We start from the raw sequence: 14,895 nt of genomic DNA, 5'->3' as shown, positions 1-14,895 counted from the left end.
TCAGAACCAGGTCCGGACGAGGTCGACCACGGCCGGTTCGGGGTCGCCGGCGGACGAGATCACCGGGACGAGCTGCCATTTGTCCATCGCCGTGCACGGGTGCGACAGCCCGAACCGGACGATGTCGCCGACCGCGACGTCCGCGTCGCGGAGGAACGCGTGCTGGTCGGCGAGGGCGCTGACGTGCGCGTTCTCGACCGGTGCGGCGCCGCGTCCCCGGACGAGCTGCGGCACCGGCAGGCCCTCGTCGAACGGCAGGTCGCGCTTGCCGGCGTCGGCGAGCGCGAGGGCGCGTTCGGGGCGGGACACGACGCGTCCCCAGCCGTGCATCGCCGACCGGAAACGCTCGCCCTCCGCACGGGCGAGTGGGGAGATGCCCTGGTAGAAGCCGTCGTCGTGGATCAGGTAAGCGCCGGAGCGCAGGAGGACGCGCGCGGACGGCAGGCCGCCCAGCACGTCCACGACCTGGTCGAAGTAGGCGCTGCCGCCCGCCGACGCGACCGGCGCGTCCACCTCGAAGGACAGGCGTCCGAAGAGCTCGGCGAAGCGGCGCAGGTAGCCGTCGACGATGTCGAGCGCGGCGTCGGACGCGTCGTGCGCGAGCGTGCCCTCGTACCCGGCGACGCCCGCGAGCCGCAGCGTCGGCGCGGCCCGGATCGCGGCGGCGACGGCCTCGGCCTCGCCGAGGGTGCGCGCGCCGGTGCGTCCGTCGCGCGCGCCGAGTTCGACGCAGACGTCCACCGGACGGGACGCGCCGGCGTCGCGGAGCGCGGCGTCCATCAGCTCGGCCGTCCGGACCGAGTCGGCCCAGGAGAGGAACTCGAAGGCGGGGTCGCGGTCGAGCTCGGCGGCGATCCAGGCGAGCCCGGCCGGGTCGAGCAGCGCGTTCGCGAGGAGCAGCCGCCGCACGCCGAAGGCGCGCGCGACGCGGAGCTGCGGGAGGTTCGCGAGGGTGATGCCCCAGGCCCCGGCGTCGAGCTGCGCCTTCCAGAGCTGCGGCGCCATCGTCGTCTTGCCGTGCGGGGCGAGTTCGACACCCGCCTTGTCCGCGTACCGCGCCATCAGCGCGAGGTTGTGGTCGAGCGCGGACGCGTCGAGCGTCAGCAGCGGCGTGCCGAGGTCGCCGAGGACGGGACGTTCCGCCAGGTACTCGCCCACAGTGCGTCCGTGCGCGGCCGCCGGGACGGCCTGGAACCGCCAGTCGAGCCGTTCGTCCCGCAGGGCCGCCACCGCGTCACCGTCGATCATCACCGCTCCCACCTCGCTCGTTGCGTCTTATGCAACACTCATTGCACAATGCGTTCTGCCGGTTGTAGCATCGCGATCATCAGCGGGTCAACGGTGACCGCGCCGGAACGCCGACGTCGGGGAGCAGCGGGAACATGGAGCGGCAGCCGCCGGTGGCGTGTGTGGGCGAGACCATGGCCGCGCTCCTGCCGGACCGCCCCGGACCGCTCGACCACGTCGAGACCTTCCGGCACGCCATCGGCGGCGCCGAGGCGAACGTGGCGCGCGGGCTCGCCGCCCTCGGCGTCCCGGCCGCCTGGATCGGACGCGTCGGAGCCGACGGTTTCGGACGCCGCGTCACCGCCGAACTCGCCGCGTCCGGCGTCGACGTCTCCGCCGTCGAGGTCGACCCGCGCCGTCCGACCGGGCTGTACGTCAAGGAGACCGGGCCAGGCGGCAGCGTCCTGCACTACTACCGCGAGGGCTCGGCCGGGTCCGCGCTCTCGCCCGCGCTGCTCGGCTCCCCGGTGCTGCGCGACGCGCCGCTCGTCCACCTGTCGGGCATCACGCCCGCCCTCTCCGCCGGCGCGCACGCGCTCGTCGCCGGACTGCTGCGGGAGCGCGTCCCGGGCCGTCTGACCAGCTTCGACCTGAACTACCGTCCCGCGCTCTGGCCACCGGGCGCCGACCCCGCCGCGACGCTCCGCCCGCTCCTGGACGCCGCCGGCATCGTCCTGCTCGGCGCGGACGAGGCCGAGGCCGTCCTCGGCACCTCCGACCCGGCGAAGCTCCGCGCCCTCCTCCCCGGCCCGGACACCATCGTCCTCAAGGACGACCGCCACCAGGCCACCGCCCTGACCCGCCTCACGTCCGAGACCGTGACGGAGCCCGCGCTGCGCGTGGAGGTGGTGGAACCGGTCGGCGCCGGGGACGCCTTCGCCGCCGGGTTCCTGGCCGGTACGCTGCGCGGGCTCGACCCGCGCGGACGGCTGCGGCTCGGCCACCTGGCCGCCGCCGGAGCGCTGGTCGTGCCCGGCGACCACGGACCGCCGCCCCCTCCCGACCGGATCGCCGCGCTCCTCGCCGCGACCCCGGCCGAATGGGCGGCCACCACCCTCACCCGGGCCACCATCACTCAGGGCGCCATCATTCAGCGCACCATCCTTCGGGGGACGACATGAGTCAGAGCCTCGCCCGCGGCCTCGCGCTGCTGCGCGGCCTCGCGGACGGCCCGCGCTCCCTGGACGACCTCGCGGCCGAGCTCGGCGTCCACAAGACGACCGTGCTGCGGCTGCTGCGCGTCCTGGAGGACGACCGGTTCGTGCACCGCGACGACGACCACCGCTTCCACCTCGGCTCGCGGCTGTTCGAACTGTCGGCGGCGGCACTCGACCAGCGCGGCGTCCGGCGCGTCGCCGCCCCGCACCTGGCAGGGCTGAACGACCGGACCGGGCAGACCGTCCACCTCGGCGTGTACGAGAGCAGCGAGGTCGTCTACCTGGACAAGTACGACTCGCGGCACGCCGTCCGGATGTACTCGCGGGTCGGCCTGCCGATGCCGCTGCACGCGACGGCGATCGCGAAGGTGCTGCTCGCCGACCTGCCCGACGCGCGCCGCCGCGCGGTCGCCGCGGCCATCGAGTACACCCCGTTCACCCCGAACACCCTGACCGGCCCGGACGCGCTGCTCGCCGAGCTCGACCGGGTCGCGGCGCGCGGCTACGCCGTGGACGACGCCGAGCACGAGACGTTCATCCACTGCGTCGCGGCCCCGGTGCGCGACGCGTCCGGGCGCGTCGTCGCCGCCGCGTCCATCTCGGTGCCGGACCTCGCGCCGCTCGCGCCCGAGCACGTCACCGACCTGCTGCCCGACCTGCTGGAGACGGCGCGGGCCATCTCCGCCGACTTCGGCCACCGTCCGGAAACGAAGGGAAACCAGAACCCATGACCGCCAAGACCGAGATCCGCACCGACGCCGCGCCCACGCCCCTGCCTGTCTTCTCCCAGGGAGTCCGCAAGGGCCCGATGCTCCAGGTCTCCGGGCAGGGCTCGCAGGACCCGGAGACCGGCGAGCTCCTGCACCTCGGGGACGTGAAGGCGCAGACCACCCGCACACTGGAGAACGTCCGCGCGATCCTCGAGGCGGGCGGCGCGTCCGTCGCGGACGTCATGATGTTCCGCGTCTACCTCACGACCCGCGACCACTTCGGCCCGATGAACGAGGCGTACGCCGAGTTCGTCGAGAAGTACTCCGGGGACGCCCCGCTGCCCTGCCGCACGACGGTCTTCGTCGAGCTCCCGCACGCGGACATGCTCGTCGAGATCGACGCCCTCGCCTGCGTCGCCTGACCTCTCCGGCGCGGACCGCCTGCTAGCGGACCGCGTGCTAGGCGGGCGCGCGGCCCCCGCCGAGGTGGCCGCGCGCCACGAGTTCCAGCATGAGCAGCGCGGACGCCGACTCGACGGCCAGCAGGGCGATGAGCACGAGGAGCTGGGCGGCGCCCGCCTGCACCGGGTCGGCGCCGCCCAGCAGGACGCCGACGAACGCGCCCGGCAGCGTGACCAGGCCGACCGTCCGGGTCTGGTCGATCGCCGGGACGAGCGCCAGCGCCGCCGCCGGACGGCACACCTCCAGCGCCGCGTCCCGCTGCGGGAGCCCGAGCGCGAGGCCGCCCTCGTACTCGCCGCGCCGCTGCCACAGGTCGTCCAGGGCGCGGCGTCCGGTGAGCGCGGTCGCGGTCATCGCGCCGCCGATGAGAATGCCCGCGATCGGCAGTACCGCGATCGGCCGCAAAGGCACGAGCCCGGTCGCGAGCAGCAGGACCAAAGCGGGGACGACGCCCGTCGCGATGGCGAAAGCCGCCCATCCCGCGGACCGCGCGGATTGCCGGACCGTGCGCGCGCCGCGTCCGCGAACGCGGCGCGCGGCGGTGAAGGCCGCGACGGTCACCATCGCCGCGATGAAGCATCCGGTCAGCGCTCCGCTGCGCAGGACGCCCGCGATGACCAGCGAAACCGCCGACAGCTGCACGACCGCGCGCAACGCGGCGACCGCGACGTCGCGCGAGAGGCCGAGCCCACCCACACGGACGAGCACGACCGCGATGACGGCGAGCGCGCCGAGGACCAGCCCGAGCAGGGGCCCGACAGACGGTGTTCCGGTCATTGTGCGGCGAAGGATTTCATTTCAACTTATTGTGACCTGATTCCGGCACCTTGGGCCCTCTCAACCCCGATACCGTGGGACATGTGGCGGATACGGGGACGAGCGGACCGACCAGGCGAGCCGCGCTCACGCTGCTGGGCGCCGCCGGACTCGCCGTACTCGGAGCGGACGGCGCGCTCCACGGGACGGCGCACGCCGACCGCGTGCGGCAGGCGGCGAACGCCGGGCGGCCGGCCCAGCACCTGAAGCCTACGCCGACCCCGAAACCGAGCCCGGTGGCCACGCCGCGTCCGGCGTCCTGGACGCAGGAGCGCCTGACCCTCGTCAAGGCGCCCATCCGCGACATCTTCAAGGACGTCAGCCCGCCCGCGCCGCCGAACTCGATCGCGCTGACCATCGACGACGGTCCGCACCCGACCTGGACGCCGCAGGTCCTCGACGTCCTCGCCGAGTTCGAGGTGCACGCGACGTTCTTCCAGATCGGCGAGCAGATCCAGGAGTGGCCGAAGCTGACCCGCCGGGTCGTCGCGGCCGGGCACCAGATCTGCAACCACACCCAGACGCACCCGATCCCGTTCGACCACGTCCGCGGGAAGCGCCTCCGCAAGGAGGTCATCGAGCCGTTCCACCGCGTCGCGGACGTCACGGGCGTCGTCCCGACGCTGTTCCGCGCGCCCGGCGGCGCGTGGTCCAAGCCGAGCCTGGAGCTCATCGCCGAGCACGGCATGCTCCCCGTCGACTGGGCCGTCGACCCGACCGACTGGTCCCGTCCGGGCGTCGGCCACATCCGCCGGACGATGCTGTCGGCGAAGGCCGGGAACGTCCTGCTCTGCCACGACGGCGGCGGTGACCGCTCGCAGACGGTCGCCGCGCTCCGCGCCGTCATCCCCAAGCTGAAGAAGCGCGGCCTGAACTTCGTCGCCCTCTGAGGCGAAACCCCTGAACAACACGGAACCCCCGGCCGCCGAAGCGGCCGGGGGTTCTTGTTCGTCGAGGTCAGCGGGTCAGGACCGGGGCGGCGGGCACCGCCGGGGTCTCCGGCTCGCCGTGCGAGACGTTCGGCAGCCAGCCGAGCCAGCGCGGCACCCACCAGTTGGCGCGGCCGAGCATCGCCATGACGGCGGGCAGCAGGATCACGCGGACGATCGTGGCGTCGATGAGGACCGCGACCGCGAGGCCGACGCCGAGCTGCTTGAAGTCCTGGAGGGACAGCGTCCCGAAGATCCCGAACGTGGCGATCATGATGATGGCGGCGCTGGTCACGACGCCCGCGGTGGCGCGCACGCCGTCCGCGACGGCCGGGGTGGTCGGCAGGCCCTTGTCGTGGGCCTCGCGGATCCGGGAGACCACGAACACGTGGTAGTCCATCGACAGGCCGAACAGGACGACGAAGACGAACAGCGGGATCCAGGACTCGAGCGCGCCGACCGCGTGCGTGGCGACCAGCGAGGCGCCCCAGCCGTGCTGGAAGACCGCGACCATGACGCCGTAGGCGGCGCCGACCGACAGCAGGTTGAGGACGATCGCGGTCGCGGCGATCACCGGCGAGCGGAAGAACACCAGCATCAGCAGGAACGTCACGCCCATGACCAGCAGGAACACCGGCAGGATGCTGCCTCCGAGGCGTCCGTTGAAGTCGTCGGAGAAGGCCAGGTGGCCGCTGATCTCGGCCTGGCCGACCTTGCCGACCGTGTTCGGGACGACCTGCTCGCGGAGCGTCTTCAGGGCGTGCTGGGAGGTCTTGTCCGAGCCGTCGCCGGCGAGGGGCACCTGGATCTTCGCGACGGTCGAGCCGTGCGTCTGGACGTTGATCGGGTTGTTCATCTCACCGGTCGCGAGCGCCTCCTTCTTCAGGGACGCGATCGCCTGCCGCACCGGCGGGGCCGTGACGTCGTCGGCCTTGACGACCACGATCGCCGGGCCGGGGCTGCCGGGGAACGCCTTGTTGATGGCCGTGTAGGTCTGCGCGATCGACTCGTTCTGCGGCATCTGCTGGTTCAGGTCGAGCTTCTGCGTCTTCAGGCCGAGCGCGGGGGCGGCCAGGACGAGCAGGACCCCGGCGGCGAGGACGGCGGCGATCCCCGGCTTGGCGAGGACGGGGCGCAGCAGCGCGCCGATCACGCGTCCGCCCTGCCGGGCGCCGCCCTGCTGAGCGGTGCCGCGGCGGCCGCGGCGGCGGGACCGGCCGAGGAAGGGGATGCGGCCGAACTCGACCTTGTCGCCGAGCAGGGACAGCAGCGCGGGCAGGACGGTGACGGAGCCGAGCATCGCGACGCAGACGACGAGGATGGTGCCGAGCGCGAAGCTCTCGAAGATGCCCATCCCGGTGAGGAACATGCCGGACATCGCGACCATGACGGTCAGGCCGGAGACCAGCACGGACCGTCCGGACGTGGCGGCGGCGATCCGCAGCGCGGTCTCCCGGTCCCGGCCCAGCGACCGCTCCTGGCGCTCACGCTGGAGGTAGAAGAGGCAGTAGTCGACGCCGACGGCGAGGCCCATCAGCAGCATGACCGAGTTGGTGGAGCTGTCCACGTGCATGACGTGGCTGAAGGCCGCCACCAGGCCGAGCGAGGCGAGGAAGGCCGTGAAGGCCAGCACGACCGGCAGCAGGGCCGCGAGCAGCGCCCCGAACGCGATCAGCAGGATGCCCAGCGCGAGGGGCAGCGCGGTGATCTCGGCCCGCTTGAAGTCCTTGCCGACCGCGTTGCCGAACCACTTGTCGGCGCTGGCGCCGCCGAACTGCCCGATCGTGACGTCCGGGTTGGCGCGCTTGGCGGCGTCCGTGGCGTCCAGGATCGGCTGGATGTGGTCCCCGGCCTTCTTCGGGTCGCCGGCGACGTCGAACACGACCAGGCGGTCCCGCGGGTCCTTGCCGGTGAGGGTCGGCTTCAGCCCGGCGACCTGACCGGACGCCTGCACCCGGGCCCGGACGTCCGCGACGGCCTTGGTCAGCGCCCCGCTGTCGTCCGAGTGGAGCAGCACCATCTCGGTGGCCGGGTCGTTGACCCCGGCGTCCGAGAGGATCTTCTCGGCGCGGGCCGACGACCCGACGCCCTGCTCGTAGTTCTCCAGCTTCTTGGTGCCGGAGCTCCCGCCCAGCACCGAGGCGAGCACGACGAAGGCGAGCCATCCGACGATGGCGATGGTGCGGTGGTGGGCGCTCCAGTGGCCCAGCCGCTCCGCGACGTTTCTCTTCATGGTGATCCCTGATGCATAGGTTGGGGGGTGACACCACAAACGCTATGAACTGCCGGTTTGCTGGAGAATGGCGTTACGTGCCGATCTGGGGTGTAGCTGAGTACACCCCTCGTTCGGGGCTCTCGCCACACTGCGCTCTCCGCTCTGAGACCCGAGTATGAGAGGCACCAGTACGAACGATGGAGGATCCGGTGAGCGGCGAAGTGAGCATGAAGAGGGGCCTCGGCCGGTACCTGGAAGTGCCGTGGCAGGGCCTGCGGCTGTGGCTGATGTCCTTCCCGCTGCTGTTCGCCTCCATCGCCGTGACGCTCTCGTTCGGCCTGGTCGGCATCGGCGCCGGGATCTTCCTGGTGCCGCCCGCGGTGATGATGCTGCGCAGCCTGCTCGACGGCTACCGCGACCTGGTGTCCCGCTGGACGGGCCGGAAGGTCGAGCGGCCCTACCTGCCCGTCCCCGAGGGCAGCCCGATGCAGCGCTTCACCGCGCTGATCCAGGACCCGGCGACCTGGCGGGACATGGCGTTCCTGCTGCTCGACCCGGTCGTGTCGGCGTTCACCGCCTTCCTGTCCTTCCTGCTCTTCCTGTACGGGATCTACGGCTGGCTGCTGGCCGCGTTCCTCGGCAAGATCATCGTGGACCACAGCGGGAACGAGTGGTACACCTTCATCCCGCTGCAGGGCAGCTTCTCCGACCACCCGGTCAACGCGTCCCTGCTGGCCACGTTCGCCACGATCTACGGCCTCGCCGGCCTGTACTTCGGCCCCCGCCTGATGGACGTCTACGGCCGCTGGACGCAGAACATGCTCGGCCCGACCGAGAGGTCCCGGCTGGCGCTGCGCGTCCAGCACCTCGCCGAGACCCGCGCGGACGCCGTCGACACCTCGGCCCGCGAGCTGCGCCGGATCGAGCGCGACCTGCACGACGGCGCCCAGGCCCGGCTCGTCGCGATGGGCATGAGCCTCGGCGCGATCGAGCAGCTGCTGGACAAGGACCCGGACCGCGCCCGGACCCTGCTCGCCGAGACCCGCGAGTCGTCCGCCAAGGCCCTGCGCGAACTGCGCGACCTCGTCCGCGGCATCCACCCGCCGGTGCTCGCCGACCGCGGGATCGGGGACGCCGTCAAGGCCCTCGCCCTGGACCACCCGCTGCCCGTCGAGGTCATCGTCGACCTGCCCGGACGCCCGGACGCCCCGGTCGAGTCCGCCGCCTACTTCGCGGTCTCGGAGATCCTCACCAACGTCGCCAAGCACTCCGGCGCCCGGCACGTCTGGGTGGACGTCCGGTACGCCTTCGGGACGCTGCGGATCTCGGTCACCGACGACGGCCGGGGCGGCGCGTCCCTCGACGGAGGTACCGGACTTCGCGGAATCGAGCGGCGGATCGGTACATTCGACGGTGTGCTCGCCCTCAGCTCGCCCGTGGGCGGCCCCACCATCGTCACCCTGGAGCTGCCCTGCGCGCTCCTCACCACCTGACGGAGACACCGTTGCGCGTCGTGCTCGCCGAGGACCTGGCCCTGCTGCGCGAGGGGCTGGTCAGCCTCCTCCAGGCGCACGACTTCGAGATCGCGGCGGCCGTGGACAACGGTCCGTCCCTGCTCAAGGCGCTCCTCGACCACCGTCCGGACGTGGCGGTGGTCGACGTGCGCCTGCCCCCGACCTTCACCGACGAGGGCCTCCAGGCCGCCCTGGAGGCCCGCCGCCAGGTCCCGGGGCTGCCCGTCCTGGTCCTGTCCCAGTACGTCGAGCAGCTGTACGCCCGCGAGCTCCTCGCGGACGGCTCGGGCGGCATCGGCTACCTGCTGAAGGACCGGGTGTTCGACGCCGGGCAGTTCGTCGACGCCATCCGGCGGGTCGCGGCGGGCGGCACGGCGATGGACCCTGAGGTCGTCGCCCGGCTCGTCGCGCGCGGACGGGACGACTCGCCCCTCGCCCGGCTCACCCCGCGCGAGCGCGAGGTGATGGAGCTCATGGCGCAGGGCCGCTCGAACGCGGCGATCGCGCAGCAGCTCGTCGTCACCGAGCGCGCGGTCACCAAGCACACCGCCAACATCTTCGCCAAGCTCGACCTCGCCGTCTCCGACGACGACAACCGGCGCGTGCTGGCGGTGCTCGCCTACCTCAACAGCTGACCGCCGCCCTGGAACACCGCCTCAGTGACGGAAGTTCACGCCGGTCGCGACCGGCTGGATCGTCCCGGCGGTGAAGGAGTCCGGGCAGAGCGTGACCGGGCCGTGCCGGCCCGGCACATGCACGGCGTTCCACCCCTCATGCACCCGGACGCCGAACCCGCCGATCGTCGGGCAGCCCTTCGTGACGGCGTACTTCACGCCCTCGAACGCCGAGGTGCCCGGCTTCAGCGTGATCGTCGTCCCCGCCCCGGGCACCTTCGCGCGGGTGGTGCGCAGCTCCTCGTACCGGCCGGACGCGCCCTTGCCGAAGGTCGCCCACCCGGCCGCGAGCGTGCAGGGCTTCGACGACCTGTTGGTCAGGATCACCGTCGCGTAGACATGGCCGTCCTTGCTCCAGGGCTGCTGCTGCCAGCCCGCCTCGAGCTGCGCGGACGCGCATCGCCCGGCGTTCCCGCCGCGCTCCCCGGCCTTCACATGGGACGGGACGGTCTCGGGCCCGGCCTTCCCGCCCGAGGCTCCGGCACCACCGGACGCTCCGGGCGACGACGTCACCTTCGACGTCCCCGAGGCCGTGCTGCCCGCCTTGGTGTCCCCGCACCCGGCGAGGGCCACGGCGACGGCCGCCGCTCCCCCGGCCAGCGTGACGCTCGTACGAACGGTACGTGGCTTCATGACGAACACCCTGCCAAAGGCCGTCCCGCGCCACAACCGCCACTCCCGTCCCTCCGGGCATCCCGGGCGATTCGGGACACCGGCCGGACGGTCCCGCGACCAGGCCCGCGACCAGCCCGGGGACCGGGTCAGCCCGTCCAGGTGAAGCGGGGCGGACGGCGTTCGAGGAAGGCCGCGACGCCCTCCGCGACGTCGCCGCCCTTCGTCACCTCGTCCAGCCACGACTGGACGAGGTCCTCCGCCGGACGGTCGGCGGCCAGGGCGTCGACGATCTCCTTGGTCGCGCACTGGGTGAGCAGCGAGCGCCCGGCGAGCGTGGCGGTGAACGCGGCGACGCGCTCGTGGACGGTCCCGGGCGGGACGGTCTCGTCCAGCAGCCCGATCCGCAGCGCGTGCGCGGCGTCCACGAGGTCGGCCGAGAAGAGCAGGTACTTGGCCGCGGACGGCCCGACCTGCCGGACGAGCCGCGCGGTCGCCGAGTGCGGGTAGACGATGCCGAGCTTGGCCGGGGTGATCCCGAACCGCGCGTCCCCGGCGGCGAACCGCAGGTCGCAGGCCAGGGCGAGCTGGCAGCCGCCGCCCACGCAGAAGCCCTCGATCGCGGCCACGGTCGGCTTCGGGAACGCCGCGAGCGCCTCCTCCGCGTGCACCGACAGGTGGCCCTTGTCGGGACGGTTGATGTCGGCGAGCTCGGAGATGTCCGCGCCCGCGCAGAAGTCGCCGCCCGCCCCGGTCAGCACGACCGCCCGGACGGACGGGTCGGCGGCCAGGCCGTCCAGCAGCGGCGGCAGCGCCCGCCACATCTCCGCCGACATCGCGTTCCGCTTGGCGGGCCGGTCGATCGTGATCGTGGCCACGCCGTCCGCGACGGCGCTCCACAGCCGTCCGTCACCGCCCATCGGCACCCCTTCCGCCCATCCGCGACGCCATCGTACGGAAGCCCCCGCCCCGCCCCGGAGGCCGAGGGCCCCGGAGGGCACGGACTTCAGAGGGCACGGCCACCGGAGGGCACGGACGCCGCGGACGCCGGAGGAGCCGCATTTCGGAGGGCGGGGATGTCGGAGGGGCGTGGGAACCTCGTGCGGTCCGCCGACATCGAACTCTCGTCCGCCCGAGGAGGCCACGACCATGACGGACGGGCGCGTCCGGCCACGCCGGTAGGCCGGGAATGCACAGGACGCGGAATGTGCTGTACTGTCAAATCAGCGTCTCCGGCCAGAAGGCGCCTCGGATCCGCGTCCAGCGTGATCGGGGCCGGGAGGCGCGCACGTTCCCCGCCCGGACCTCTGAGCGTCCGGTGACAGCCCGCGCGGCCCACGGCCGCCCGCAGCCTCTCAGGGAGCCGTACTCTTCCGCCTGCCAGGGCAGGCCGATCAACTTCCCTCACTCGTTCCTCTCGATCACGCGCCGCCCGAGAAGCGGCCGTCTGAAGGGACCCGCATGACCACCACCACCACGGCAGAACACGCCAGCGTGCCCGCACAGGCCGACCGGCGCCGCCGCACCCGGGCCCGGACCACCGCGGCCCGCACCCCCGCCCACACGGTCGACGGCACGGACGCCGCCGCGCAGCAGACCGGGCAGAGCGGCGCGGACCCCGCGGCGCAGGCCCTGCCCGTCGTCCCGTTCCACGGCATCCTGGCCCTCCAGGACACCCGCGCGTTCGTCCGCACCTCGGGCTACCTGGCCGGGCCGGACGACGTGTACCTCACCCCGTCCCAGGTCCGGGACGCGCACCTGCGCCCCGGCGACATCGTCGTCGGCACCGCCCGCCCGCCCCGGTCCAGCCGGGAGCGGTACGCGACGCTCGCGTCCGTCGAGACGGTCAACGGGCTCTCGCCCGAGGCCGCCGCCGAACGACCCCGGTTCAACACGCTGACGCCGCTGTTCCCGAACGAGCGGCTGCGCCTGGACACCGGCGCCATGGGGACCCGCATCATCGACCTGGTGTCGCCGATCGGCAAGGGCCAGCGCGGCCTGATCGTCTCGCCGCCCAAGGTCGGCAAGACCATGATCCTCAAGGCGCTCGCCAACGCGATCTCGGTCAACAACCCCGAGTGCCACCTGATGATCCTGCTGATCGACGAGCGGCCGGAGGAGGTCACCGACTTCGAGCGCACGGTCGAGGGCGAGGTCGTCCACTCGACCTTCGACCGGCCCGCCGAGGAGCACATCGCCCTCGCCGAGCTCGCCGTCGAGCGGGCCAAGCGGCTGGTCGAGCAGGGCCACGACGTGGTCATGCTGCTCGACTCGATCACCCGGCTCGGCCGCGTCTACAACCTGGCGGCCCCGTCCAGCAGCCGGATCCTCGCCGGCGGCGTCGCGACGACCGCGCTGTACCCGCCGAAGAAGTTCTTCGGCGCCGCCCGCAACATCGAGGACGGCGGCTCCCTCACCATCCTCGCCACCGCCCTGGTCGAGACCGGCTCGCGGATGGACGAGGTGTTCTTCGAGGAGTTCAAGGGCACCGGCAACATGGAGCTGAAGCTCGACCGGAGCCTGGCCGACCGCCGCGTCTTCCCGGCCGTCGACGTCGAGGCGTCCGGCACCCGCCGCGAGGACCTGCTCATGTCCCCCGAGGAGCTGGAGCTGAACTGGAAGCTCCGCCGCGCGATGTCCGGCATGGACAAGCAGCAGGCGATCGAGCTGCTCCTGGAGCGGATGAAGGGCACCACGTCCAACGCCGAGTTCCTGCTCCGGATGCAGCACACCGTCTGAGGTCTGCGAAAGGCCACCGAAGAGTCACTGAAGGGCCGCTGAAGGGCCGCCGAAGGGGCCACTGGAAGGCCACAGAAGATCCCGATGAGCCTCTGACCGGCGCGGACGATCCGCCCGGGGCCTATTCGCCGGTGGAGGGCTCCGGATCGAACGACCGCAGGATCCGGTCGTAGAGGCGCGCTCCCGGCGTCCAGCGCGAGGCGTGGGTGTAGAAGAAGAACTCGTATCCCGCGACCCGGCTGCGCAGGGCGTGCGACCCGCCGTCCCGGTCCCAGGTGAACTCCCACTCCGCCGCGCCCGGCGCCAGGTCCGGCGCGGACTCGATCCGCAGCCGGTGATAGCCGGGGTAGGCGCCGTCGTCGGCCGCGCGGCGCTCGGCCGCGTGCAGGCCGGTCAGCGCGTCCCCCGGGGCGCGGACGATGGTCATCCCCTCGCCGTCCACCGGGCCGGTCCAGGCGACGCCGCCGCTGATGCGGCGGGTGCTCCAGTCCGCCGGGACCTCCACGCTGAACGCGCCGTCCGCGTGGTAGACGGTCGTCTGGTCGGACACGCCCGGGAAGGGCTGTACCACCGACGACGCGCTCTTGCTCACCGACGTCCAGCGGGCCGACCAGGCTCCCAGGGCCGCGACCCCCGCCAGCGCGGCGCTCAGGCCGAGCAGCGCCCCGAACCTCGGACGCCTCGACGCGGGCGTCCGGACGGTCGTGCGCCGGTGCGCGCCGCGTCCCGTCCCGCCGGCGACCAGGCTCGTCCCGCCCAGGTCGTACAGGACGTATCCGGCCTCGGGTTCCTTCTCGCCGGGCGGCTCGTCCTCCTCGTCGGGCTCGGCCACCGCGTCGGGCGTGTCGGGCGTGTCGGGCGTCTCCTCCTCGTCCGGGGCCTCCGGCGCGGAGAGCGTCCCCGGTACGGCGGACAGCGTGCGCAGGGCGTCCCGGAGGAGCGCCTCCACGGCCTCGGCGCTCAGCCGCTCGGCCGGGTCCTCGCGGAGCAGCCCGGCGACGATCGGGCTCAGCGCGCAGGCGAGGCGCGGCGGCTCGTACTCGCCGAGCAGCACCGCGACCATCGACGCGAGGGCGTGGCTGCGCAGGAACGGCGAGCGGCCCTCGACCGCCGCGTACAGGGTCGCGCCGAGCGCCCACAGGTCGGACGCCACGACGCTCGGCAGCCCCCGCACCCGCTCGGGCGACAGGTAGGCGGGCGAGCCCTCGATCCCGGACACGAGCGTGTCGTCCCCGCGTCCGCCGCGGACGCCGTCGTCGGTGTGGACGGCCAGCCCGAAGTCGCTGAGCAGCACCCGGCCGTCCTCGCAGAGCAGCACGTTGGACGGCTTGACGTCACGGTGCAGGATGCCCTCGGCGTGCGCGGCGCGCAGCACCGACAGCAGCGCCAGGCCGACCTCGGCGGCGCGGGCCGCGGGCAGCGGGCCGTCCTGGGCGAGGACCTGGTGCAGCGACCGCGCCCGGATGAACTCCATGATGATCCAGGGACGGCCGTCCTCCATGACGATGTCGAAGATCTGGACGACGCCGGGGTGCCGGAGCGCGGCCGTGGCGCGCGCCTCCTCGACCATCCGCCTGCAGGCGAGGCGTCGCTCGCCGGTGGTGAGCCGCTCCGGAAGGCGGACCTCCTTGACGGCCACGTCCCGGTCGAGCAGCTCGTCATGGGCGCGCCAGACCGTGCCCATGCCGCCGCGTCCCGCCTCCGAGAGCAGGCGATACCGGCGTGCGAGCGGTATCAACCCTTCTCCCCCCATGAGGTGGTTATCGGTCGTAAGCCCTCT

12 protein-coding genes and 1 pseudogene are annotated in these 14,895 nt (G+C 73.1%); 7 read left to right on the top strand and 6 right to left on the bottom strand.

Annotated features, from left to right (window positions below):
- Entirely contained in the window at window positions 1-1,248 is a 1,248-nt protein-coding gene (locus tag EBO15_RS12400; RefSeq protein ID WP_122194522.1) for an alanine racemase, read from the bottom strand.
- A 134-nt stretch (window positions 1,249-1,382) separates the two neighbouring features.
- Between EBO15_RS12400 and EBO15_RS12395 the strand changes: the two genes are divergently transcribed.
- From EBO15_RS12395 to EBO15_RS12385, 3 genes are read left to right on the top strand one after another with little or no spacing between them, the layout of a single operon-like run.
- The gene (locus EBO15_RS12395; RefSeq protein ID WP_122194492.1) at window positions 1,383-2,408 is read left to right on the top strand and encodes a sugar kinase; all 1,026 of its coding nucleotides are present in this window, start codon (window positions 1,383-1,385) and stop codon (window positions 2,406-2,408) included.
- Window positions 2,405-3,175 carry an IclR family transcriptional regulator gene (locus EBO15_RS12390; protein WP_122194491.1) on the top strand — a complete coding sequence of 257 codons (771 nt, stop codon included), beginning with the start codon at window positions 2,405-2,407 and terminating at the stop codon, window positions 3,173-3,175. The genes EBO15_RS12395 and EBO15_RS12390 overlap by 4 nt, the downstream gene beginning before the upstream one ends.
- Window positions 3,172-3,576 (top strand): RidA family protein, encoded by a 405-nt coding sequence (locus EBO15_RS12385; protein WP_122194490.1) that lies wholly within the window; start codon window positions 3,172-3,174, stop codon window positions 3,574-3,576. Before EBO15_RS12390 ends, EBO15_RS12385 begins: the two co-directional genes overlap by 4 nt.
- A 37-nt stretch (window positions 3,577-3,613) precedes the next feature.
- On the opposite strand, the gene EBO15_RS12380 is transcribed toward EBO15_RS12385, so the two are convergent.
- Window positions 3,614-4,393, bottom strand: a complete 780-nt coding sequence (locus EBO15_RS12380) for an ABC transporter permease (RefSeq protein WP_122194489.1) — start codon at window positions 4,391-4,393, stop codon at window positions 3,614-3,616.
- An 83-nt stretch (window positions 4,394-4,476) separates the two neighbouring features.
- On the opposite strand from EBO15_RS12380, the gene EBO15_RS12375 reads away from it, so the two are divergent.
- A complete protein-coding gene (locus tag EBO15_RS12375; RefSeq protein WP_122194488.1) occupies window positions 4,477-5,322 on the top strand; it encodes a polysaccharide deacetylase family protein in 846 nt (281 codons plus the stop codon).
- A gap of 67 nt (window positions 5,323-5,389) precedes the next feature.
- On the opposite strand, the gene EBO15_RS12370 is transcribed toward EBO15_RS12375, so the two are convergent.
- Entirely contained in the window at window positions 5,390-7,594 is a 2,205-nt protein-coding gene (locus EBO15_RS12370; RefSeq protein ID WP_122194487.1) for an MMPL family transporter, read from the bottom strand.
- Window positions 7,595-7,785: 191 nt separating this feature from the next.
- Here EBO15_RS12370 and EBO15_RS12365 point away from each other — a divergent pair, with 191 nt between their 5' ends.
- Together EBO15_RS12365 and EBO15_RS12360 are read left to right on the top strand one after the other, a co-directional pair.
- Window positions 7,786-9,069, top strand: a complete 1,284-nt coding sequence (locus tag EBO15_RS12365) for a sensor histidine kinase (RefSeq protein WP_233616138.1) — start codon at window positions 7,786-7,788, stop codon at window positions 9,067-9,069.
- Window positions 9,070-9,080: 11 nt separating this feature from the next.
- A complete protein-coding gene (locus tag EBO15_RS12360) occupies window positions 9,081-9,725 on the top strand; it encodes a LuxR C-terminal-related transcriptional regulator (RefSeq protein ID WP_122194485.1) in 645 nt (214 codons plus the stop codon).
- A 21-nt stretch (window positions 9,726-9,746) separates the two neighbouring features.
- Here the strand turns inward: EBO15_RS12360 and EBO15_RS12355 are convergent, their stop codons facing one another.
- Entirely contained in the window at window positions 9,747-10,397 is a 651-nt protein-coding gene (locus tag EBO15_RS12355; RefSeq protein ID WP_147481472.1) for a DUF4232 domain-containing protein, read from the bottom strand.
- 128 nt (window positions 10,398-10,525) lie between these two features.
- Window positions 10,526-11,296, bottom strand: coding sequence for an enoyl-CoA hydratase/isomerase family protein (locus tag EBO15_RS12350; protein ID WP_122194483.1), 771 nt, complete (start codon window positions 11,294-11,296; stop codon window positions 10,526-10,528).
- Window positions 11,297-11,941: 645 nt separating this feature from the next.
- On the opposite strand from EBO15_RS12350, the pseudogene rho reads away from it, so the two are divergent.
- Window positions 11,942-13,115 (top strand): annotated as a pseudogene (gene rho / locus EBO15_RS12345) (transcription termination factor Rho); the annotation flags it as partial.
- Window positions 13,116-13,236: 121 nt separating this feature from the next.
- On the opposite strand, the gene EBO15_RS12340 reads toward rho, so the two are convergent.
- Window positions 13,237-14,853, bottom strand: coding sequence for a serine/threonine-protein kinase (locus tag EBO15_RS12340; protein WP_158628204.1), 1,617 nt, complete (start codon window positions 14,851-14,853; stop codon window positions 13,237-13,239).
- Window positions 14,854-14,895: the final 42 nt, after the last annotated feature.

This window comes from Actinomadura harenae (genome assembly GCF_003696215.1).
Classification (GTDB): domain Bacteria; phylum Actinomycetota; class Actinomycetes; order Streptosporangiales; family Streptosporangiaceae; genus Spirillospora; species Spirillospora harenae.
This window is presented reverse-complemented; position numbering and strand designations above follow the sequence as displayed.

Coding starts and splice junctions, on each gene's coding strand:
- EBO15_RS12400 (WP_122194522.1), bottom strand. CDS start 1,248: ATGATCGACGGTGACGCGGTGGCGGCCCTGCGGGACGAACGGCTCGAC.
- EBO15_RS12395 (WP_122194492.1), top strand. CDS start 1,383: ATGGAGCGGCAGCCGCCGGTGGCGTGTGTGGGCGAGACCATGGCCGCG.
- EBO15_RS12390 (WP_122194491.1), top strand. CDS start 2,405: ATGAGTCAGAGCCTCGCCCGCGGCCTCGCGCTGCTGCGCGGCCTCGCG.
- EBO15_RS12385 (WP_122194490.1), top strand. CDS start 3,172: ATGACCGCCAAGACCGAGATCCGCACCGACGCCGCGCCCACGCCCCTG.
- EBO15_RS12380 (WP_122194489.1), bottom strand. CDS start 4,393: ATGACCGGAACACCGTCTGTCGGGCCCCTGCTCGGGCTGGTCCTCGGC.
- EBO15_RS12370 (WP_122194487.1), bottom strand. CDS start 7,594: ATGAAGAGAAACGTCGCGGAGCGGCTGGGCCACTGGAGCGCCCACCAC.
- EBO15_RS12355 (WP_147481472.1), bottom strand. CDS start 10,397: ATGAAGCCACGTACCGTTCGTACGAGCGTCACGCTGGCCGGGGGAGCG.
- EBO15_RS12350 (WP_122194483.1), bottom strand. CDS start 11,296: ATGGGCGGTGACGGACGGCTGTGGAGCGCCGTCGCGGACGGCGTGGCC.